The sequence below is a fragment of the Agrobacterium sp. ST15.16.024 genome (genome assembly GCF_027956545.1).
Classification (GTDB): Bacteria; Pseudomonadota; Alphaproteobacteria; order Rhizobiales; family Rhizobiaceae; genus Agrobacterium; species Agrobacterium cucumeris.
Genome location: NZ_JAQKGO010000002.1, coordinates 82,936 through 103,699, shown reverse-complemented (window position 1 = coordinate 103,699; position 20,764 = coordinate 82,936). Strand labels below are relative to the sequence as shown.

Annotated in this window: 18 protein-coding genes; 8 read left to right on the top strand and 10 right to left on the bottom strand. The window is 59.5% G+C overall.

Features of this window, described 5'->3' with window-relative positions:
- Nucleotides 1-3: 3 nt before the first annotated feature.
- From PL640_RS08990 to PL640_RS08970, 5 genes are all read left to right on the top strand, one after another.
- Nucleotides 4-567: an invasion associated locus B family protein gene (locus PL640_RS08990; RefSeq protein ID WP_269699306.1), complete on the top strand. Its 564-nt coding sequence runs from the start codon at nucleotides 4-6 to the stop codon at nucleotides 565-567.
- Between the two features lie 81 nt (nucleotides 568-648).
- Complete coding sequence (locus PL640_RS08985; protein WP_271361554.1) at nucleotides 649-1,182, top strand: invasion associated locus B family protein; 534 nt, start codon at nucleotides 649-651, stop codon at nucleotides 1,180-1,182.
- Nucleotides 1,183-1,725: 543 nt separating this feature from the next.
- On the top strand, nucleotides 1,726-3,240 hold the full coding sequence (locus PL640_RS08980) for an ATPase domain-containing protein (protein WP_271362082.1): 1,515 nt from the start codon (nucleotides 1,726-1,728) through the stop codon (nucleotides 3,238-3,240).
- Nucleotides 3,194-5,245, top strand: a complete 2,052-nt coding sequence (locus PL640_RS08975) for a hybrid sensor histidine kinase/response regulator (RefSeq protein ID WP_271362080.1) — start codon at nucleotides 3,194-3,196, stop codon at nucleotides 5,243-5,245. Before PL640_RS08980 ends, PL640_RS08975 begins: the two co-directional genes overlap by 47 nt.
- Nucleotides 5,246-5,427: 182 nt before the next feature.
- Nucleotides 5,428-6,123, top strand: a complete 696-nt coding sequence (locus tag PL640_RS08970; RefSeq protein WP_271361553.1) for a superoxide dismutase — start codon at nucleotides 5,428-5,430, stop codon at nucleotides 6,121-6,123.
- 249 nt (nucleotides 6,124-6,372) lie between these two features.
- Here PL640_RS08970 and PL640_RS08965 read toward each other — a convergent pair whose 3' ends face one another.
- The 8 genes from PL640_RS08965 to PL640_RS08930 form a co-directional block, all read right to left on the bottom strand.
- Nucleotides 6,373-7,398: a hypothetical protein gene (locus PL640_RS08965; protein ID WP_271361551.1), complete on the bottom strand. Its 1,026-nt coding sequence runs from the start codon at nucleotides 7,396-7,398 to the stop codon at nucleotides 6,373-6,375.
- Nucleotides 7,395-8,288 (bottom strand): SMP-30/gluconolactonase/LRE family protein, encoded by an 894-nt coding sequence (locus tag PL640_RS08960; RefSeq protein WP_271361550.1) that lies wholly within the window; start codon nucleotides 8,286-8,288, stop codon nucleotides 7,395-7,397. Before PL640_RS08960 ends, PL640_RS08965 begins: the two co-directional genes overlap by 4 nt.
- A gap of 9 nt (nucleotides 8,289-8,297) precedes the next feature.
- A complete protein-coding gene (locus PL640_RS08955; RefSeq protein WP_271361549.1) occupies nucleotides 8,298-9,410 on the bottom strand; it encodes a mannonate dehydratase in 1,113 nt (370 codons plus the stop codon).
- 19 nt (nucleotides 9,411-9,429) lie between these two features.
- Nucleotides 9,430-10,215 carry an SDR family NAD(P)-dependent oxidoreductase gene (locus PL640_RS08950; protein ID WP_271361548.1) on the bottom strand — a complete coding sequence of 262 codons (786 nt, stop codon included), beginning with the start codon at nucleotides 10,213-10,215 and terminating at the stop codon, nucleotides 9,430-9,432.
- Between the two features lie 98 nt (nucleotides 10,216-10,313).
- Nucleotides 10,314-11,306, bottom strand: coding sequence for an ABC transporter permease (locus PL640_RS08945; protein WP_161991486.1), 993 nt, complete (start codon nucleotides 11,304-11,306; stop codon nucleotides 10,314-10,316).
- Nucleotides 11,303-12,847 carry a sugar ABC transporter ATP-binding protein gene (locus PL640_RS08940; RefSeq protein ID WP_271361547.1) on the bottom strand — a complete coding sequence of 515 codons (1,545 nt, stop codon included), beginning with the start codon at nucleotides 12,845-12,847 and terminating at the stop codon, nucleotides 11,303-11,305. Before PL640_RS08940 ends, PL640_RS08945 begins: the two co-directional genes overlap by 4 nt.
- Before the next feature lie 68 nt (nucleotides 12,848-12,915).
- The gene (locus PL640_RS08935; protein WP_269699323.1) at nucleotides 12,916-13,875 is read right to left on the bottom strand and encodes a substrate-binding domain-containing protein; all 960 of its coding nucleotides are present in this window, start codon (nucleotides 13,873-13,875) and stop codon (nucleotides 12,916-12,918) included.
- 120 nt (nucleotides 13,876-13,995) lie between these two features.
- Complete coding sequence (locus tag PL640_RS08930) at nucleotides 13,996-14,736, bottom strand: FadR/GntR family transcriptional regulator (protein WP_271361546.1); 741 nt, start codon at nucleotides 14,734-14,736, stop codon at nucleotides 13,996-13,998.
- Nucleotides 14,737-14,937: 201 nt separating this feature from the next.
- On the opposite strand from PL640_RS08930, the gene uxuA reads away from it, so the two are divergent.
- Nucleotides 14,938-16,128, top strand: a complete 1,191-nt coding sequence (gene uxuA, locus PL640_RS08925) for a mannonate dehydratase (RefSeq protein ID WP_271362079.1) — start codon at nucleotides 14,938-14,940, stop codon at nucleotides 16,126-16,128.
- Between the two features lie 168 nt (nucleotides 16,129-16,296).
- Here the strand turns inward: uxuA and PL640_RS08920 are convergent, their stop codons facing one another.
- Nucleotides 16,297-17,529 carry a benzoate/H(+) symporter BenE family transporter gene (locus tag PL640_RS08920; RefSeq protein ID WP_271362078.1) on the bottom strand — a complete coding sequence of 411 codons (1,233 nt, stop codon included), beginning with the start codon at nucleotides 17,527-17,529 and terminating at the stop codon, nucleotides 16,297-16,299.
- 110 nt (nucleotides 17,530-17,639) lie between these two features.
- On the opposite strand from PL640_RS08920, the gene pdxR reads away from it, so the two are divergent.
- Complete coding sequence (gene pdxR, locus PL640_RS08915; protein WP_271361545.1) at nucleotides 17,640-19,130, top strand: MocR-like pyridoxine biosynthesis transcription factor PdxR; 1,491 nt, start codon at nucleotides 17,640-17,642, stop codon at nucleotides 19,128-19,130.
- An 85-nt stretch (nucleotides 19,131-19,215) separates the two neighbouring features.
- Here pdxR and PL640_RS08910 read toward each other — a convergent pair whose 3' ends face one another.
- Nucleotides 19,216-19,860 carry a TetR/AcrR family transcriptional regulator gene (locus PL640_RS08910; protein ID WP_271361544.1) on the bottom strand — a complete coding sequence of 215 codons (645 nt, stop codon included), beginning with the start codon at nucleotides 19,858-19,860 and terminating at the stop codon, nucleotides 19,216-19,218.
- Nucleotides 19,861-19,948: 88 nt separating this feature from the next.
- Here PL640_RS08910 and PL640_RS08905 point away from each other — a divergent pair, with 88 nt between their 5' ends.
- On the top strand, nucleotides 19,949-20,722 hold the full coding sequence (locus tag PL640_RS08905) for an SDR family oxidoreductase (RefSeq protein WP_271361543.1): 774 nt from the start codon (nucleotides 19,949-19,951) through the stop codon (nucleotides 20,720-20,722).
- Nucleotides 20,723-20,764: the final 42 nt, after the last annotated feature.

Genomic DNA, 20,764 nt, shown 5'->3' with positions numbered 1-20,764 from the left:
GCTATGCGTCTCTTTTACACAATGCTGTTGATTTCGATCGTGTCTGCCTTTGATGGCGCAATTGCTGCCGCGGAGGACGGTTCGCCGTTTCGGTTGAAACCCTCCGACGTGGTGGTGCCGGCAGGATCCGTACTTGGCAACTATCAGCGGGTCGTTCGCCCATTTGAGAACTGGGAGCTGATCTGTGACGAAAACCTCGTTTCGATGAAAAAAATCTGCAATGTGACCCAGTCTATCGTGGACGGGGAGGGAAAGGTTGCCTTCAGCTGGTCCTTGGCTGCCACAGACGGGGGCCAGCCTGTCATGATACTGCGGACACGTCCGGATCCGGACGGAGACAGGATGATTGTCTTAAACGTGCCCGGGCGCCAAAAGCCGGTCAGCATCAAAATCCAAGCCTGCGATGTATCCGTCTGTACGGCCTTTTTGCCGGTAGGGGCGATGATGCGTGAGCAAATCCGCCAAAAGGCCACGATAGCGGTCAGCTATTCATCCGCCGCCATGGGCAATGTCAGTTTAAAGGCGCCATTGGCGGGGCTTGTTGCCGCTTTGGCCGCTATCGAATAGTCGCGCCCCGATGAAGCGCGTTGCGGACACAATCTTCCATTTGAACCTGTCAGAGATCGTTGTGCTTATATGAAAACAGTCATGAAAATTACCGCGAGCATCGGAGCTTTCCTTGTCTTGGCGGGCGCCACTTTTTCGCACGCCCAAACACCGACGTCACATACGTTACCAGGAGGAGCGACCTCCGTCCGTGAGGTTTTTCGCGACTGGATCGTCGAGTGCCAGGTGATCGGGAACGCCAGTGACTGCATAATCTCACAGGAGCAGACTCAAAGCGACGGGCGACGCCTGCTGCTGATCAACATCCGGCCTCAGAATGAAGGCACGGTAAGTGGTACGATGGTCCTGCCATTTGGGTTGATTTTGACACAGGGCGTCAGAATCCAGATTGATGAAGGAGCGGTAGGCGAGGTGCCACTGCCCTTCCACACCTGCCAGCCTATAGGTTGCATTGTCGAGTTCACATTGAGTGCGGCTCTTGTTAAGGCAATGCGCGCCGGGGCGGCTCTCAACATCCTGGGCACGGTGCCGGACTCAAAGGAGCATCCTTTTCGGATCCCGCTGGGCGGCTTTTCCGCCGCATCCGAGAGAGCCCTTTTGTTGATGCGTTCTTGAGCATAGCAATGCTTCGCGCCGGATAAATTCCGGTGCATTTGTGGACTGAATATTCCACTGAGTGTTGTGAGAAATTGCTGCACCTCATAAGCGGCGGAAACGGTTTGCATGGAGTTTCGTTTTTAGCCGCTCCGGCTGAGCCGATATGAGCAAGATAACGAACAAGTTCTCGCCTGAAGTCCTCGAACGTAAGATCCGTATGGCGCTGGCTCACGGAGCAGAACACCCTTCGCGCCAGCCCGCACGACATTCTCGCAAGATGGCTTGGAGCCGGCTTGACCGGCAGCTCGAAGCCCCTGCACTCGACAGGCTTTACCTGTTTCGTCACTTGTCAGGGCTTCGCCTGTCGCTTTGTCGGCTGGTCGGCGAGCCCGCCGGCACATGCAAGCTTTGTCCTGGATGGCCCGGTCATCGATACGTCGACAACACAGGCGAGTGATGATTAGAATGAAACCACCCGGGGGGCCAAGACGTTTAGGGGAATATACGTGTCAAATTGAATTGCGGGCAACTGCCGGATGGGCCTAGTGCCAAATGGAGCAGATGGTCGAAGGGGTGGAGATGGTAGGAGCTTTAAAGGCAAGAACGGGTGTCTCCGGGTTGGATGACATTCTCGGAGGAGGCCTGTCCAAAGGTCACGTGTTTCTTCTTGAAGGCAATCCCGGAACTGGAAAGACAACGATTGCCCTGCAGTTCCTGTGCGATGGCGCAGAGGACGGAGAACGGGGTCTCTATATAACCCTGTCCGAGACCGACACAGAACTGCGAGAAGGGGCGAACTCGCATGGAATGGAAATCCCCGGTTTAATCGACGTCTTTGAACTTGTGCCGCCGGAAAGCCTGCTTGACGCAGAACACCAGCAGAGCCTTCTTTACTCGGCTGATCTTGAGCTTGGCGAGACGACAAAGCTGATCTTCGAAGCATTTGAGCGGGTCAAACCCGCGCGTGTCGTGCTCGACAGCCTTTCGGAAATACGGCTGTTGGCGCAGAGTTCGCTGCGCTATCGTCGGCAGATTCTCGCCCTGAAGCATTACTTCGCGCGTCAGGGGGCCACGGTCCTGCTGCTTGACGACCTGACGGCCGATGTTCTCGACAAGACCGTTCACAGCGTTGTTCACGGTGTTATTCATCTTGAGGAACTGGCTCCCGACTATGGGGCAGAGCGCCGTCGGTTAAGGATCGTCAAATACCGCGGCCAGGCCTATAGAGGCGGCTATCACGATTTCACCATCAGGACAGGCGGCGTGGCGGTGTTTCCGCGGTTGCGTGCCAATGAGCATTTCACAACCTACGACCGCCATCAGGCCCGCAGCGGAATTGCGGAACTCGATGCGTTGCTGGGTGGTGGGATCGAGCAGGGCTCCAGCACGCTTGTGCTTGGACCTGCCGGAACCGGCAAAACGATCTTTACCATGCAGTTTGTCGCAGCAGCGATCGCCCGTGGAGAAAAGGCAGCGTTTTTCGGCTTCGACGAAGAGCTGGGGCTTCTGTCAAATCGCATGCGCGGGATCGGTATCGATATCGACGCCATGCGTGAAAGCGGCATGCTGCATATTGAGCAACTCGATGCGGCAGAACTGTCGCCGGGCGAATTTGCCCATAGGGTGCGGGAGCGTGTCGATATTGCCCAAGCCAAGACGATCGTGATCGACAGTATTAATGGCTACCAGGCCGCGATGCCGCAAGAAAATGCACTCATTCTGCATATCCATGAATTGCTGCAATATCTCAACAGGCAGGGCGCCAACACGTTTCTCACTGTTTCCCAGCATGGCCTTTTCGGCGATATGAAATCGCCTGTCGACGTCACCTATCTCGCCGACAGCGTCATCCTGCTGCGTTACTTCGAGGCCATGGGAAAGGTGCGTCGCGCCGTGTCGGTCGTCAAGAAGCGCACCGGAAGACACGAAACGACAATTCGGGAATACAATATCGGCGAGGTCGGTCTGGTGCTCGGTGATCCTCTCGCGGGCTTCCAGGGTGTCTTGCGCGGCATACCCCATTTTGTCGGTGAGCAGAAAAACATGCTCGACATTGGAGGGAATTCCGATTCCTGATCGTGACAGTGTCGCCCTCATTTACGCCCCGAACGGTCGCGACAGTGTTGTCGCAGCATCCATCCTGCAAGAGCGCGGTATTTCATCGCAGCCGGTGGCAAGCCTTGAGGCCCTGGCCGAGTGCCTTGGAGAAAACGCTCTTTTTGTCGTCGTCGTGGAAGAGGTCCTTCGCTCCAGCAATCTCGGGCCTATCAACGCCTGGGTGACGGCCCAGCCAAGCTGGTCGGATCTCCCTTTCATCGTCCTGACGCACAAAGGAGCGGGGCCGGAGAGAAACCCTGCTGCCGCAAGAGTTGCCCAGGCACTTGGAAACGTCTCCTTTCTGGAGCGACCGTTCCACCCGACAACTTTCGTCAGCGTCGTGGAGTCGGCACGCAAGAACCGTCGGCGGCAACTTGAAGCTCGCAACCGCATTGTCGAATTGCGTGAAAGCGAGCTCAACCTCAAGACTGCATTGCTTGCAGGGCATCTAGGCACATGGAGCCTAGACCTCTCGAGTTGGGAGCTTGGCTCCTCCCCCGAGTTTCGTCAGATTTTCGGCCGATGTGCAGACAAGGAGCTGAGTTACGACGAGCTTACAGCCTCCGTGCATCCCGATGACAGGCAAGGCCGTGAAGATGGTCTTCGACGCAGCCTGGATGCAGGCGAAGACTACGTCTCCGAATATCGTGTTATTTGGCCGGACCAAAGCCTGCATTGGGCGGAGGTTCGCGGCCGTCTTGTCCATGATCAGCGCGGCAAGCCCCAGCGTCTTATTGGTGTCGGTTCCGACATCACATCCCGCAAGCATGCCGAGGCGGCGCTACGCTCGATGAATGAAACGCTGGAGCGCCGGGTCGAAGAACGAACCGAGGCGCTGAAGGCGGAAATAGCCCAGCGGCAGGATACCGAGCAGAAGTTGCTTCAATCGCAGAAACTTGAGGCGATTGGCCAGTTGACGGGCGGGGTCGCCCACGACTTTAACAACCTGCTCATGGCCGTGCTTGGCAACCTCGACCTCGCCAGAAAACATGCTGCCGATGATCCGAGACTGACACGTCTGATCGATGGCGCGCTTCAGGGTGCGCGGCGCGGCGCCTCCTTGACACAGAGACTGCTGGCGTTTGCACGCCGGCAGGATCTTGAGGTGGAGCCGACAGATCTATCCGAACTTGTGGCAAACATGCAGGAACTGCTGGCACGCTCCGTCGGCTCGTCCATTCAGATTACCACTGCCATCGCCGGCGGCCTGCCATTGGTTCTGGTCGACGGCAACCAGGTCGAGCTTGCTTTGCTCAACCTTGTCGTCAATGCGCGCGACGCCATGCCGGAGGGCGGTCAGTTGTCGATAAGCGTTCGCGCTGAAGAAAGCGTGGTACCTTCCGAGGGGCTTCCTCTGGGTGCATATGTATGCCTCAGCGTAAGGGACACCGGATCCGGGATGGACGAAGAAACCGTTCGGCGTGCCGTAGATCCGTTTTTCTCCACCAAAGAACTGGGCAAGGGGACGGGGCTGGGCTTGTCGATGATCCATGGTCTGGCTGTCCAGCTCAATGGCGCACTGACACTCACCAGCACACTGGGCGAGGGCACATTGGCCGAGCTCTGGCTTCCGGTGACCACAGAAGTGCGCCGTCAGGTATCGATGCCCGACCCGTCAGATGAACTGCCGCGCGGGCCAGCGATAATCCTGCTGGTTGACGATGACGCCTTGATCGCCATGAGTTCCGTCGACATGCTCGAAGATCTCGGACATCGCGTACTAGAAGCAAATTCGGGGCAACAGGCGCTGGATATCATAAAAAATGAGCCAGCCATTGACCTGATGATTACTGACTTTTCGATGCCAGGCATGAATGGAGCTCAACTCGCAAAGGCCGCACGCGAATTGCGCCCAGCCCTGCCGATCCTGGTTGCGACGGGTTATGCGGATTTGCCGGCCGGGACCGAAATGGGTCTTCCAAGACTGGGAAAACCCTACACGCAGGAACAGTTAGAGCGAGAGATCGCCAGAATTCTTTCCTGAACTATAACGCCCCTTTTTCGGCGCCACAGCCTCAATCTCGTGAATTTCTCCGGGCGTCCGGGTCATGGCGACATTGCATCTTCTTTACATCACCGCCGTTCTTCATCGGTTTTCTGTCAGCCGGAGGAAACCAGCGCCGCTTTCGCGGATTATCCACTGGTAGACATTTAAAGGAGGACGTCATGACCATAACCCGACGCACCATTCTCGTAACAGGCGCGGCGGCAGCTGCCGCAACAGTCTTTCCGCTCCCTCACATCGCCCGCGCAGCCTTGCCTTTGAAGCAACCGGCCCTTCCATTTGCGGAAGCTGATCTAGCACCGGTCATTTCGGCCAAAACGGTTGGCCTGCATTACGGCAAACACCACAAGGCCTATTTCGACAAGCTCAACACATTGGCAACTGGCAGCCGTTATGCGGATATGGACCTGATCGAGATCGTCAAGGCAGCCGCCAAATCGAAAGGCGCGGATGATGTCAAGATTTTCAACAATGCCGCGCAGGCCTGGAACCACGTTGCTTATTGGGATCAGTTCGTTCCCGGTGGCTCAAACCGCCCGACAGGCAATCTTGCAGCTTCTATTGACGAGACCTTCGGCGGCTATGACGGCTTTACCAAACGCGCCGTTGATGTGTCGGATACGGTGTTTGGAACCGGCTGGGTCTGGCTTACACGCGACGATGACAACAAGCTCGCCCTGATCGGATATGAAGACGGCAACAATCCCGTCGCCGTCGGCCGTCCCGCCTATCTCGGCATCGATATATGGGAACACGCCTATTACCTGGATTATGAAAATCGCAAAGCAGAACATATCCGCGCAGTTCTCGACAGGTTGATCAACTGGAAGGTCGTTGAAGAGCGTATCAACGCCTGAAGATCGCTGGTGCGAAATCCACGGTGAAAACTCGGCGCTGCAATTCCTGCGCCGATTTCATTTAGCATGCAGGCAAGCTGGGTCTGCGGCGACTGTCCGGGCACCCATTCATCTTTCCGCAGATGGGGCAGCAGAGATTTCGGGCGATTATAGCCCTCGATATCATTTTTCTGTCACTATGTTTTCTGCACAGCGCTTCGATCAGGACATGCAGTTCTTCCGTTCGCTCTTGAAGCATACCCGTGCTTCCTAGCTGGTCTGCGAAGCAGGTTCGACTGCAAGCCGGTAGCGGGTGGTGAAGGTCCGGTCTGGCTCGAATGCGATTGCAGTCGCTATGCCGGATGATGCCAGCGGGTTGGCAGCGTTTGACACCGCAGGGCCGAGGTCGAAGGCGGAAGCGACCGGCTCGACACCAAGCGCCAGGTGCCGTCCATTCCAGGGATAGGCCCTGCGTCCGCGATTGCTGTACCAGAGGAGGAGGCTGGGAAAGTGCTCCTTCTGCCACGTGAGCCGTGCGCGAAAACCCTCGTCGCGGTAGTGAAGCGCCAGCCTGCCATCAATGCCGGAAAGCTGTAGAAGGTCCTCGGTGTTTTCGGCAAGGGGTACTTGCGCTGCATCGACCGTCGAACCGCCGCGCGTCTCGACTGTGCCGAGCGAGGGCCATTGCCGATCGGGTGCAAACAGCGCAGCACCCGGTTCGACATCGCCGGGGAAACTCCAGACCTGATCGCAGATGCCGGGCTCGATAATGACGGACCCTGGCCGCGGCGACAGCCGGAAGGTCGGATGCAGGCCAATCGGAAGGCGGCAAGGGTGCCGTACCTCGATCTCCAGGATAATGTCGATGGCAGCCGCGCTCTGATCCGGAATGATCCTCCGGCGAAGCAAGCGGATCGGATGAAGGTCGGGATAGCGGCATTCCATTGCGATCTGCCGCTCGTCGCAGTCTCCCCAGGTCCAATGGACATTCGAGCTGTGACCATGCGGCACGCCCGCGCCGTCGAAACTCTCGCCCGTTGCGGGCCAGCCTGGTGGGAGCTTTCGGCCCGCGTCGCTGCCGAAGGGAACGCAAGGCCATTCGCCGCGAAGCTCCTGCAGGATTTCCGGCAGTTTCTCGCGCTCAGCCTCATTGCCCCAGGGGGCGACATGCAGCGGGCTGACCTGCCGCCCGTCAGGCAGCAGGAACAATACCGGACCAAGCATACCGCCGAGCGACTGCACCGCGACGCATCCATGCGCCCAGGCAAGTGCACGTCGTGTGGTCATTCCGCTCATGGTGTCGCTGCTCCGTAGCGGTTTTCCGGAAGGCCGGCGATGTCTACCCGCATGGCATAGAGACTGCCGGCGAGTCGCTCGGCCGATCCCCCGCCTGCCGTTGTGATGTAGAGCGTTTTCAGATCCACGCCACCGAAGGCGCAGGTGGTGATGTTGGTGACCGGCATATCAATCACCTCCGCCAGGCTGCCGTCAGGCGCGATGCGGGCCAGACAACGGCCGCCATAACGGCAGTTCCAGAGGAAGCCTTGGCTGTCGATCGCCGAACCGTCGGGCGAACCGCGCTCGAAGCCGGCGAAGAAGTGCCGCTCTGCCGATATGGTACCCTTCGATACATCGTAGTCGAAAGCGTAAATTTCGTTCGCGAGCGTATCGCCAAAATAGAAGGTGCTTCGGTCCGGGCTCCAGCAAAGCGTATTGGAAATTCCAAGGCCAGCCCGCCATTCGCTGAAGGCACCGTCCGGCGCGATCCGGTAGAGGATGCCTTCGCCGGGCGCCACATCGCCCAGTTGACCATCGGGAAGGACGTTGTTCTTCATGGAACCGACCCAGAAGTTTCCGGCCGGATCGGTGCGTCCGTCGTTCAAGCGGACGCGTGGGGCATCGGGCAGGACAAAGCCGTGATCCTTGCGCCGGTCGGTCTGTGGCCACCACCAGATCAGCTTCGAGCCGAGGGCGACAAGCAGTCGGCCATCTTCGTCTGTGAGCGAGATAGCGACCACCGGCTCCTCGAAGAGCCACGTCCTGACGGCGAGTGTTTCCTCTTCGTAGCGATGAATGAGAAAACGGTTGATGTCGGTCCAGTAGAGTGCCGCTTCCGGCGCCGACCAGACCGCACCTTCACCGCAGCGGTCGCCCACGGGCGCGACACAGACAGGTTCGCGTGCCATCCGCACCTCCTATTCCGCCGCCATGCTTGCGGTGAAAGAGCGCGACGGGCCGAGAGCTTCGGCGTTCTGCACAAGCGCCTTCATGTATCCAAGCGCGAAAGCCTTGCCCGCATGCCAGGAAGCACCGCAGGTCATGGCCGGCGTATGGTCGGGGATCAGCACGCCCCGGTAATTCTCGTCACGCAGGATGCGGATGATTTCGGCCATGTCGATATCGCCCTCATCGACGAAGGTTTCAACATAACGCGGCATTTTTCCGCGCACGTTGCGGAAATGGATGTAACCGATGCGGCCGGAGCGGGCGAAGCGACGAACGTGCTCATAGATGTCGCCGCCCGGCATTTCCTGCAGCGACCCGAGGCAGAGTTCCAAACCGTTCGAGGGCGAATCCACGATCGCCATCAGCCGGTCGTACTTTTCCGGGCGGTTGACGAGCCGTGCCGTGCCGCGCAGTTCCTCCGCCGGCGGATCGTCCGGGTGAGCGCCAAGCACGACGCCCGCCTCTTCGGCAACGGGCACGATCTCCTTCAGGAAACGTCCAAGGCGGTCCCAAAGTTCAGCCGAACTGACCGAGACGGAGGCCGCGTCAGCGACCGCGCGGCGATAGCGCATGTTCCAGACCATACCATCCGGGATCGGTGCGTCCGGACTGGGCGCAATACTGTTTTCGACGCCGAAGCCAACGGATTCCGCGCCGCCGCGGGCATAGGGACCGCGCGTCCACCCATAGACACCGGCAAGGGAGAAATTGTAGCCGATGCAGGGAATGCCGGCGCGTCCGGCGTCTCGGATAAGCTGTTTCAGCCCCTCGATCTGTTGAGCCCGCTCCGGTCCGTCGAGCAGCACGTCATGCCAGAAACGCGGCGAGAAGTTCTCGATCGCTGCAATCTCCAGACCGCCGGCGCGCACGTCCTTCACCAGAGCCGACAGTTCCTCGTAAGACCACAGCCGGTCGCCGGAACAATCGCCCCAGCCACCTGTGTCACCGCTGTCGATCTTGGGATCCTTGCCGGCAAAATAGTTGGTCAGGTGCGCAACGACATGGGTTGCGCCCGCTTGCTGCGCAAACTGATAATTGTCGGGGGTGAGCTGCTCCCGGTAAAGTCCAAGGCCGATCTTCATGTTGTCGTTTCCTGTCTGATTATTTGACGCCAATGCCGGCGGTAAGACCACCGTCTATGCGGAAGTCCGAGCCGGTGACGAAGGCTGCGCGGTCGGAGGCGAGATAGGCCACGAGTTCCGCCACTTCCTCCGGTTCACCGATGCGGCCGATGGGGTGCGCGGCGCCGAAGCGGGCGAAGGCTTCCGCTTCGCTGACACCCTCACCGCCATAGGTGCGGGCCGCAAGCGCAAGCAGCGGCGTGCGCACCGATCCGGGGCTTACTGAATTCACCCGGACTTTCGCTGCCGCATGGTCAAGCGCCATGGCGCGGGTCAGTGCATGGATGGCGCCCTTGGAGGCGACATAGGCTGCAACGTTCTGTTGGCAGGCATGGCCCTGTACCGAGGAGATGTTGACGATCGCGCCGCCGCCGCGCTTCACCATCTCCGGAATGCCGAAGCGACCAGTGAGGTAGATGGAGCCGACATTGACGGCGAGGCAGCGGGTAAAGGTCTCGGCGCTGGTATCGAGCACCGTGCCAAAAGGGTGGACGGCTGCGGCGTTGACGATGATATCGAGCCCGCCATGGCGCAGGACTGTTTCGCGCACGGCCGCCTCGACCTCTGCCTCCACGGCGACATCGGTGGACCGTGCCGACATCGGCAGGTCGCGCTCCTTGGCGATGCGGTCGAAGATCTCGTTGGTGGCGGCGTCGTTACCGCATGCAAGCACGGTCGCGCCTGATGACGCCAGGCGGATCGCCGAGGCAAGACCGATCCCGGAGGTGCCGGTGACGAGCGCGATTTTTCCCTTGAATTCAGTCATGATTGTCTCCGCGACAGATCGTCATGGTTTCAGTCCGGACAGGCCCGAAACCATAAGCACGATCAAGTTTCATGGGAGCGATATGCAAGGCGTCTGCCTCAACGCACCCGTTCCAGAACTTGGTTGAGAAGCACGGCGCCGAGGATGATGCCGCCGCGCACGACGTACTGCCAATATTCACTGACATTCATCAGTGTCATGCCATTAGAGATGCAGCCGAGGAACAGGACGCCAATCAGCGTGCCCCAGATGCGGCCCTTGCCGCCGAAGAGCGAGGTGCCACCGATGATCACGGCTGCGATGACGTCGAGCTCCATGCCGGTGGCCGTCGTCCCGGTTCCAGCGCCGATCTGCGAGGCGATCAGCGTGCCTGAAAGGGCCGTCAGTGCGCCGGTGAGGCCCAGTGTCAGCGCCTTCACCTTCCAGATGTCGATACCGGAAAGGCGGGCAGCTTCCATATTGCCACCAACGGCATAAACCTCGCGGCCGAAGCTCGTGTACTTCATCAGGAAGTGCATGACGGCAAATGTGAGCGCGAAAATATAGACCGGAAACGGAATGCCGAAGAGGTATCCGCCGCCGAGGAAATCGAAACCGAGCGGGAAGGACGACAGTGGAAAACCGCCGGTGATGAGGTTGGCAACGCCGCGCAGCGCTGCAAACAGGGCAAGCGTGGTGATGAAGGTCGGCACGTTAAACCATTGGCGGAAACGGCCGGTGAGATAGCCGAGCGTGAAACCGAGCAGGAGCGCCACGGCAAAGCCGACCGCGACTGCGCCCCAATCGCCGAGGACGCCGGCAAAGCGGTCCGCGAACCAGGCGACGATGCAGCCGGCGAGGGCGGCGCCGGCACCGACAGACAAGTCGATCTCGCCGCTAATGATCACGGCCGTCATGCCGAAGGCGATGATGCCAAGCATGGAGACGGTACGAAGCACATTGAGCATATTGGCAGTCGAGGCAAAGCCGGGCGCAACCAGGATGAGGAAAATCACCAGTGCCGCGAGGATGATCTCCATCGGGTAGGTCTTGAGAAGCTTGAGCAGCGTATTCTGGCCACGGGCTTCCGTTGTCGGGTTTACAAGCGTCATTGTCTGGCCCCTTCCATGCATAGGCCGTAAAGTTCGGTAAGGTCGGTTTTTGCCGGGTCCACCTCGGCAACGACTTCGCCGTGGTGCATGACGAGAATGCGGTCAGCCACTTCGAGGACTTCCTCGAGTTCCGTCGAGACAAAAATGCTGGCAAGACCGTCAGCCGCCTTCTGCCAGATGATATCGAAGATCTGGCTCTTCGCCTGAACGTCGACACCGCGGCTCGGTTCATCAAAGAACATCACCGAAGGCTGCCGGTTTAGCCACTTGCCGATCACCACTTTCTGCTGGTTGCCGCCTGACAGCGACGACACGGGCAGTTCGGGGTCACCACACTTGATGTGGAGCGCCGTGATCTGGCGGCGGACAAACGGCTGTTCGCGCCGACGGGAAATGAAGCCTCCGCTGGAGATCGGACCAAGGCTCGCCATGCAGAGATTGTCGGCCGTCGAGAGCGATTGCACGAGGCCGACTTCCTTGCGGTTTTCCGGGGTGTAGCCGAGACCGGCCTTGCGCATGTCGCGTGGGCTGGCGCCGGTCATATCACGGCCGTTGAACATCACTGAACCGCCGTCGACCGGGTCAGCACCGAAGATTGCCCGCATTAGCTCGGTGCGGCCGGCGCCGAGCAGGCCCGCAATGCCGAGGATTTCGCCGGGGTAAAGATCAAAGGAGACATCCTGGAAATGCCCGGATCGACTGAGGTTGCGGACCTCAAGCACCGGCTCGGCGCGATCGAGTGTTCGCCGTGGCGGGCGTGTGGCGCGTGCGGCATCGCCGAACATCATGCCGACGATGGCCGATGGCGTCGTCTCCTTCATCGCAACCGCGCCGATGTAATGGCCATCGCGGATCACCGTGCAGGTATCGGCGATTTCGAAAAGCTCACTCATCCGGTGGGTGATGTAAATCATCGTTACGCCGCGGGCGCGCAGGCGTTCGATGAGTGTGAAGAGCTGTTTGACCTCGCGGGAAGCAAGCGCCGAAGTCGGCTCGTCCAGAAGCAGGATCGAGGGATTGAAGGACATCGCCTTGACGATCTCCACCACCTGCTGCTGACCGACGCTGAGCGCGGACACCGGCTGACGGGAATCGATCGTCAGCCCCATGTCGGCGAGCAGTTCGCCGGCGCGGCGATGGAGCCCCACCCAGTCCACGACGCTGAAACCGGCGCGGCGGCGATGAGGCAGGCGTCCGAGAAAAATGTTTTCGCCAACCGAAAGCTCCGGCACCAGCGAAAGCTCCTGGTGCACCGTGACGATGCCGGCTGCGAAAGCGTCATGCGGCGACGTAAAGCGACGATCCTCGCCATTGACGCTGATCGTGCCGGATGTCGGTTCGGTGACACCGGCAAGAAGTTTGACAAGCGTCGACTTACCGGAGCCGTTCTTGCCCATCAGGGCATGCACCTGGCCCGGCGCGAAACTGTGGGTGAACTCGGAAAGGGCGACCGTCGGGCCATAACGCTTGGTCACGGCCTGAAAGTCCAGCCGTCCCTGCGCCCCTTGCAACGCGGCTGACCTCAATTGCGGATTGCTCATACGGATTTCCTGCTGTCGGGTGCGAAGGCGCGGCGGGAAAAACCCGCCACGCGGCTCACGTCCTGGCCCTATTTCAGGGCCTTCAGGCCTTCCTTGTAGGCGGCGATGCCTTCGGCGTTGGCGCGTGTCAGAGGCAGCACCGGCACGTTGACCTTGGTCTCGATCTTCTTGCCGTCGAGCAGGTTCTGCGCCGCCTCGATCGCCTGCTTGCCGACTTCGAGTGGCTGCTGTGCCGTTGTCGCCTGCAGCACGTTGTCGGAATTCAGGAGCATGTTGGCGAGCTGCTCGGAACCGTCTGTGCCGAAGACGAAGACCTTGCCTTCCAGGCCGGCCTTCTTCACGGCCTGGACGGCGCCAATCGTACCGCCTTCGTTGGCGGCATAGATGACGCGGATACCCGGATTGGCCGTTAGCATGTCACTGGCGACGGCGAGCGCCTTTTCGGCAAGCCAGGCGTCCTGCTGGGCGACGATATCGACCTGATCGCTAACGACGCTCAGGAAACCCTCGACGCGGGCATTGGACTGTTCGGGCAGCAGCGCCTTGAAGGCGAGCATGCCGATCTTGACCTTCTCGCCGTTGCCGAGTGTCTTCAGGAAATCAGTCGCGGCCTTGCCGGTGCCGATGCCGATATCGCGGTCGGAGCTCGTCACTGTCGCCTGTGCGACGTCGCCATTGGCCGAGGTGCCGTAGGTAACGACCGTAATACCGGCATCACGTGCCTTCTTCAGCGCAGGAACCGAGGCGTCGGCCGAGAGTGGCGCGACGACGATCGAGTTCACGCCACGGGCGATGTAGGTGTCGATCAGCTGGGCTTCCTTCTCGAGCTTGCTATCGCTGTTACCCGCCAGGAGCTCGTCACCGGCAGCTTTCGCCGCCTTTTCCATGCCGATTTGGATGCCACGGAAATATTGGTCCTGCTGAAAAACGATGCCGGCGATTGCCTTGCCACCGGCAAATGCAGCATTCGGCGCAAAGCTTACGGTGGCAAGCAGCGCGGCAAGCGCCAGACGTTTCATGTTGCTCATATTGGTTCTCCTCCCAAAGCGCCCTGTTCGTACCGCCGGACCAACGGGCGAGTGGATCCGGAAAACGGCTGCCTGCACCGCCCACATTGGGAGCGGTTCAGCTAAAATCTCATATGCTCATCACAACGGTTGACCCCGAGGTGCTGCATCGACGAAACGGATGCCGAACTCCAAGTGACGGCTCATCAGGTAAACATAGGCGATGCGATCGCGAGCCCTCAATGCACGGACGATCTCCGCATGCGTTTCGAAGGTTGCCGCATGCACCGGACGTTCCGTCTTGCCGAGCCGCATGACCTCCTCGATCACCGAGCGCAGCATGTGATAGGCGGCAAGGGTCGTGCGGTTGCCGGAGAGTTCGACGATCGCCGAATGGAATTCGTAGTCGCAGCGCGCTGCCGCCTCGACGCTTTCGGCCTCCAGAATTCGCGCATTGATCGTGTCGAGCCTGTCGAAATCCGCTTCGCTTGCGGTGAGGATGATGTGTTCACCGATGCCGGTTTCAATGATGCGGCGGAAGCCCTGCAGATCTCGGAAGGAGTCCGGCGAAATACCGTTGTGAAAGGCGAAAAGGCGGCGGATTGCCTCGCCATGGCCACCGCTGATGACGGCACCGACCTTTGGCCTGGTCTCGACCATGCCATAGGCGCGAAGCACCTGCAGTGCCTCGCGCACGGTGTTGCGGCCGGTCTGAAACTGCTCGCCGAGATCGCGCTCGGTTGGCAGCGCGTCGCCTATCCCAAGGCCGCGTTCCGAGATCATCTCGCGGATCTGATCAACCAGCCGATCGACCGCCGAGGTCTTGCCGGGTTCGACAATCTCCATGCTCGACAGCGCATCTTCCCTTGCAGAACTGCTCACCGATCATCCTCCGTGCAATGGCTTATTTGTTGGTCCAGATTTAAACATCAGTCAAGAGAACCTCTCAAAATATTTTCTTATCAGGGCTTAAATCGCAAAATTACATAATGTCAGGCTTGAATTGTTGGGCCAATTGGACATTATCGGTCTTTGTGGTCCAACAATAGCCACCTGAAGCGGTAGGAGTTCTGCATGAGACTGATGGAAGAGTGCTTTCGCTGGTACGGGCCAAACGATCCGGTGCCGCTCAGCCATATCCGGCAGGCAGGCGCTACGGGGATCGTTTCGGCGCTGCACCACATCTATGATGGTTCGCCCTGGTCTGACGAAGCAATCCTGGCGCAGAAGGCGCAGATCGAAGCTGCTGGAATGCGCTGGAGCGTCGTCGAGAGCATCCCGGTTCACAACTCGATTAAGCTAGGAACATCAGACAGCGCGCGCTATATCGGCTGGTACAAGGACACGCTGCGGGCATTGGCGCGCTCTGGCATTGAGATCGTCTGCTACAATTTCATGCCGGTGGTGGACTGGACACGCACCGAGTTGATGCAGCCCCTGGCTAACGGCGGTTATGCGCTGCGCTTTGACGCGGTTGATTTTGCCGCCTACGATCTTTTCGTGCTGAAGCGGCCGCGTGTCGAAGAAAGTTACTCCAAAGAGCAGATATTCACGGCGCGTCAGCGTCTCGATGGCATGGATCAGGCAAAGATCAACCGGATCGAGCGCAATCTCATTGCCGGCCTGCCGGCAACCGAGCGCCAGTTCAACCGAGCGAGCTTTCTCGCCGCGCTCGCCGAATATGACGGTGTGGCTGCCGATGTCCTGCATGCGAATCTCGCGCGCTTCCTGAGGGAGATCGTGCCCGTTGCCGAAGAGGTCGGTATACGGCTTTGCATCCATCCCGATGATCCGGCCTTTTCGCTCTATGGTCTGCCGCGCATCGTCTCGACGGCCGCCGATGTCAGACGCATACTCTCCGCTGTCGATAGTCCCGCCAACGGTATCACTTTCTGTACCGGCTCATATGGCACACGCGCCAACAACGACCTGCCGGCCATGGTTCGCGAGTTCGGCCCGCGCATTCACTTCGCCCACCTCCGCAATGTCCAGCGCGAGGATGATGGCTCGTTCTACGAAGCCGATCATCTCGGCGGATCGAGCGACATGCCGGCGGTAATCCTTGCACTGATGCAGGAGCAGGAGCGGCGCGTAGGCGAGGGCCGCGCCGACTGGCAAATCCCACTTCGTCCGGATCACGGACACCTGCTAGCCGATGATATCGGCAAGGATCGGATCAATCCCGGCTATTCCCTAATCGGACGCTTGAAGGGCCTGGCCGAAATCCGAGGCGTGATGCAAGGCATCGCAATAGCTCTCGCGCACAGTGAATGACGAATTTCCCCGTGCCACAAAGCCGCGTTTCCACGAAACTCGCTATAGTCGGACTAATGTGACGGCTGGTATCGATCGGCCCGTGGGCAGGCGTGGCAGAGCCGCGCTATTGCCCCGAGCCCTGTGCACGACTTGGCTCTGGATCGAGAAATGGTGGCGGTCTGCGGCTCATTTGGAGGTTCCTTCGCTTGCTGTCTTTGGTTGGCGTACGCGCCGCGGCAGTTGCCCGTTGAGGACGATGGCGGCGGCGAGGCCGATTAGCAGGCCCCAGAACGCCCCACCAATACCGAGCAATTTGATATTGGCGGCAGATGCGAGGAAGGTAATCAGCGCCGCCTCGCGGGAACTCGGGTCTGCCATCGCTGCCGCAAGACTGCTGCCGATGGTACCAAGAAGTGCAAGACCGGCGAGCGTGGTGATGAAGGTTGCTGGAAACGCCATGAAGAGGGCAGCCAGCGTTACGCCGAACACGCCGACCAGAATATAGAAACAGCCAGCGGCAACTCCGGCAATCCAGCGTTTGGAAGGATCGTCATGCGCTTCTTTACCCGTGGCGATCGCCGCCGTGATCGCTGCGATGTTGAAGGCATGGGAGCCGAAAGGAGCCATGGCGAGCGAACCAAGTCCGGTCACGGTCACAATGGGATTGGCGCTTGTCTTGAAGCCGTCATTCCGCAAGACCAGCATTCCCGGCATATATTGGCCGGACAGCGTAATCAGGAATAGCGGAAGCGCGACCGACAGCAGCGCATTCAACGAGAATTCCGGCATGGTGAAGACCGGCGCTGCAAACTTCAGGGTGAGGCCGGACAGATCGACGCGACCTTGCGCCAGAAGGAAAACAAGCCCCAGAACCAGAATACCGACCACTGCGTAGCGAGCGGAGAGCCTTTTCAATGCCACGTAGGCGAAGATTAGCGAGCCGACCAATAGCGGATCGACACTTGCGCCAGCGAAGGCTCCGATGCCGAATTGCAGCAGAATGCCGGCAAGCAAACCGGAAGCGATACCGGGTGGGATCAGGCGAATGACTTTCTCGAAGTAGCCGGATATGCCGAGCACGACGAAGGCCGCCGCAGAGATCATGTAAGCGCCAATCGCCTCCGCATATGGTGTTGTTGCCAGCGCGGTGACGAGAAATGCCGCAGCCGGTGTCGACCATGCCGTGATGATCGGTTCGCGATAGCGCAGGCTGAGGAAAAGCCCAGTCAATCCGACGCCGATCGAGATCGACCACACCCAGGATGCCGTGAGTTGTGGGCTCAGGCCTGCAATCTTCGCTGCCTGAAAGACCAGGATGAACGTGCCGCCATAGTTGACGATGACGGAGATCAATCCCGCAACAACGGGATGGGGAAGGTCGTCAAGGCGGACGGATGAAGGCGAGAAATGCGGTGGCATAGTCTGGGAAATCTCCTGGAGTTTGAGCAGGCCGTGAACAAGGCGCATTGACATTTAGTCCATTAATGGACTGATTAACCCAGCCAATCTTGACACTGCGAGCAGACCATTTGTTCAAGCATTCCCAACTCGAAACCGTAAAGGCTTGGATTGCCGATCCGGCCCATGCCGCTATGCCGCTTCACGTGCGGATTCAAAGGGCGATCCGCCAATTGATTATCGGTGGTGCATTGGGTCCGGGCAGGCCTTTGCCCGCCTCACGCGCGCTTGCCAAATCGCTGGAGGTATCGCGTGATACGATCGAAGCGGCCTATACCCAGCTTCACGCCGAAGGTTTCATCGACCGGCGTGTTGGCAGCGGCAGCTTCGTCGCGGAGATGACGGAGTTCACGCCCGGCCCCCGTCTTTCCCGGCAGGCCATGCTCCTGCGCAGTCAGGCTCCCAGTCTCAGCAGGCGGGGGGCGGCCATGTTTCGCAGCGGCGGCGTTCGCGAGATGCTGTCACCGCGGCCGTTCGCTCACGGGATACCGGAGACGCGCACCTTTCCGCTTCAGATATGGGAGCGTCTCGAACGGCAGGTTCGCAAGGAGGTTGGCGCACAAACTCTGCTTCACGGTGACCCGCAGGGAGCAGAACCGCTTCGGCGCGCCATCGCCGATTATGTCAACCTTGAGCGGGGCGCACGCGCGACTGCCGACAGGGTGCTGGTATTGACCAGTTCGCAGCAGGCTATGTCGTTGTGCGCCAACATGCTGCTTGATCCCGGCGATCGGATCTTCATCGAAGATCCCGCCTATTACGGCGCGCGCAAGGCGTTCGATGCGGCGGGACTGGAATGTGTTTCTATACCTGTCGACCGGCAGGGCGTCGTCATCGAGCAGATCATGGCTCACCCGCGCCGGGCCAAGGCGATTTTCCTGACGCCATCCCATCAATTTCCGACTGGTGCGACGCTGGCTCTGGACCGTCGCCTGGCGCTGATTGAATGGGCGGCCCGGCATCAGATGTGGATCATCGAAGACGACTATGACAGTGAATTTCACTACGCCGGCAAGCCAACTGCCTGTGTGCAAGGTCTGGATCCCCACGACCGGACTATCTACATCGGCACCTTCACCAAATCGCTCTTTCCGGGTTTGCGGATCGGCTATGTCGTGTTGCCGTCCCAGCTCGTCAAGCCGATGACCGTTGCGCGCACATTGCTGGACGGTCATACGGCGCCGATGGCGCAGCTGACGCTCGCCCGCTTTATGGAGGGTGGGCATTTCGGAGCACATGTACGCGCCATGCGCGGCATCTACGCCGAACGGCTCGACGTATTGGCTCGTCTCGCCAGCAAGCATCTGTCGGATTTCATCGAGCCGCATGTTCCCGTTGGTGGGCTGCAAATGTCCTGTGTATTGACTGGTGAACTTTCGGAACGCGCTGCCATCGATGCGGCACGGCGCGTGGGTATCGAGCTTCTGGGGTTATCGGGTCTATACGCTGCCGGTGACCCGAAGGCCGGTTTCCTGATGGGTTTTGCTGCATACACACCTCTCGAGATAGAAGAGGCCATCAAGAAACTGGCGAAGGCGCTTCGGGCGGTGGCAAAACCATGATTTCACCTGTCCCACTTTCCTGAACGGGCATAAACGCACAAGTAAGCGCGGTCCAATTGTCAGTCGCGGATTGGTGATTGCGTGGTTAAGTGCCCCTAATCTGCGTCTCTGCGGAGGTCTGACGTTTTCCAGGCCAGGCCGCAAGTGCAAGGTCGATCAGCCGTTTCAGCAAGGCATTGCAGGCGCCGTCGCAAGCCTGGGCGGACATGCCCTGGATGATCGCGCCATAAAAGCGTGCGAGCGTGTCGGTATCAGTGTTTGCAGGCAACGCCCCTTCCTCGACGGCGCGGTCGAAACGGGCTTTGAGTGTCTGCATTGACGTTTCGCGCAAGGATGCCGTCATCCGCGCCACGGATGTATTTTCTTGCGCATGTTGCAGGACGGCCGTCGAGACCATGCAGCCGGGCGGTTTGTCCGGCTGGGTGTCTCCGTCAGCGATATCGTAAAGATAGAGCCTCAAGGCTTCATAAACCGGAAGATCCGATTGCAGGATGTTCGACCGGCGGCTGTTTTCACGGGCAATGCTGAAGTCGAGCGCCTGACGGTACAATTCTTCCTTTGAGCCGAAGGTGGAATAGAGAGTTGGCGGATTGATACCCATCGACCTCGTAAGATCGGCGATCGATGTCCCTTCGTAGCCATGTTCCCAGAACAGCCGGGCCGCGATGTCGAGGCCAATATCGCGGTCGAACATGCGGGGTCTGCCGCGTTTGCGGACTGGCTTCTCCATTAAAATAGCGATCCCTATTAAATTGTTGACAGACGTATTTCAGCTCTTATTGTAGGGATCACTATTTATTTTAGCAACGGAGTGATCCATGTCCAAGCGTCTCGCAGGCAAAATAGCCCTTATTACTGGAAGTTCACGCGGTATCGGCCGGGCAGTTGGCCTCGCTTTTGCCAGGGAGGGCGCCGCCTTGATTGGCGTTCACTACACCGCCAATTTGGATGCGGCCAATGCAACGGTACGCGACATCGAGGCGCTTGGCGTCAAGGCCGTCGCGGTGAAGGCCGACCTCAGACAGGGTAAGGAGGCGGCCGACAGCCTCTGGGCGCAGTTCAGTGAAGCCGCGCGTGACGAGACGGGTTCGTCCGGTTTCGACATACTGGTGAACAATGCCGGCATCGCGCCTGCGTTGCCGTTGAAGCAGACGAACGAGTCTGTTTTCGACGAGGTGATGACGATTAACTACAAGGCGCCGTTCTTCCTGATCCAGGCAGTCGCCGACCATATTCGCGAGAACGGCCGGATCATCAATGTCTCCACCGGGTTTACACGGATCGCGGCGCCGACGCATCCCGCCTACGCTGCTTCCAAAGGTGCGCTTGAGACATTGACGCTTGCACTGGCACCTGAATTTGCAGCACGCGGCATTACAGTCAATGCCGTGCTACCGGGCGTGACGGAAACGGATATGAATGCCGAGTGGCTGGCGTCGCCTGATGCGCGCGCCGGTGCGGAAGCCCTCTCGGTCTTCTCGCGTGTCGGACGAGCGGAAGATATTGCCGACGTCATTGCCTTCCTCGCATCGAACGATGCGCGTTGGACGACGGGCCAGATGATAGATGCAACCGGTGGCGCCCGGATCTGATCGGTTGGGCTCTCCTTTGCAAGGAGAGCCTATGCCTCCTCA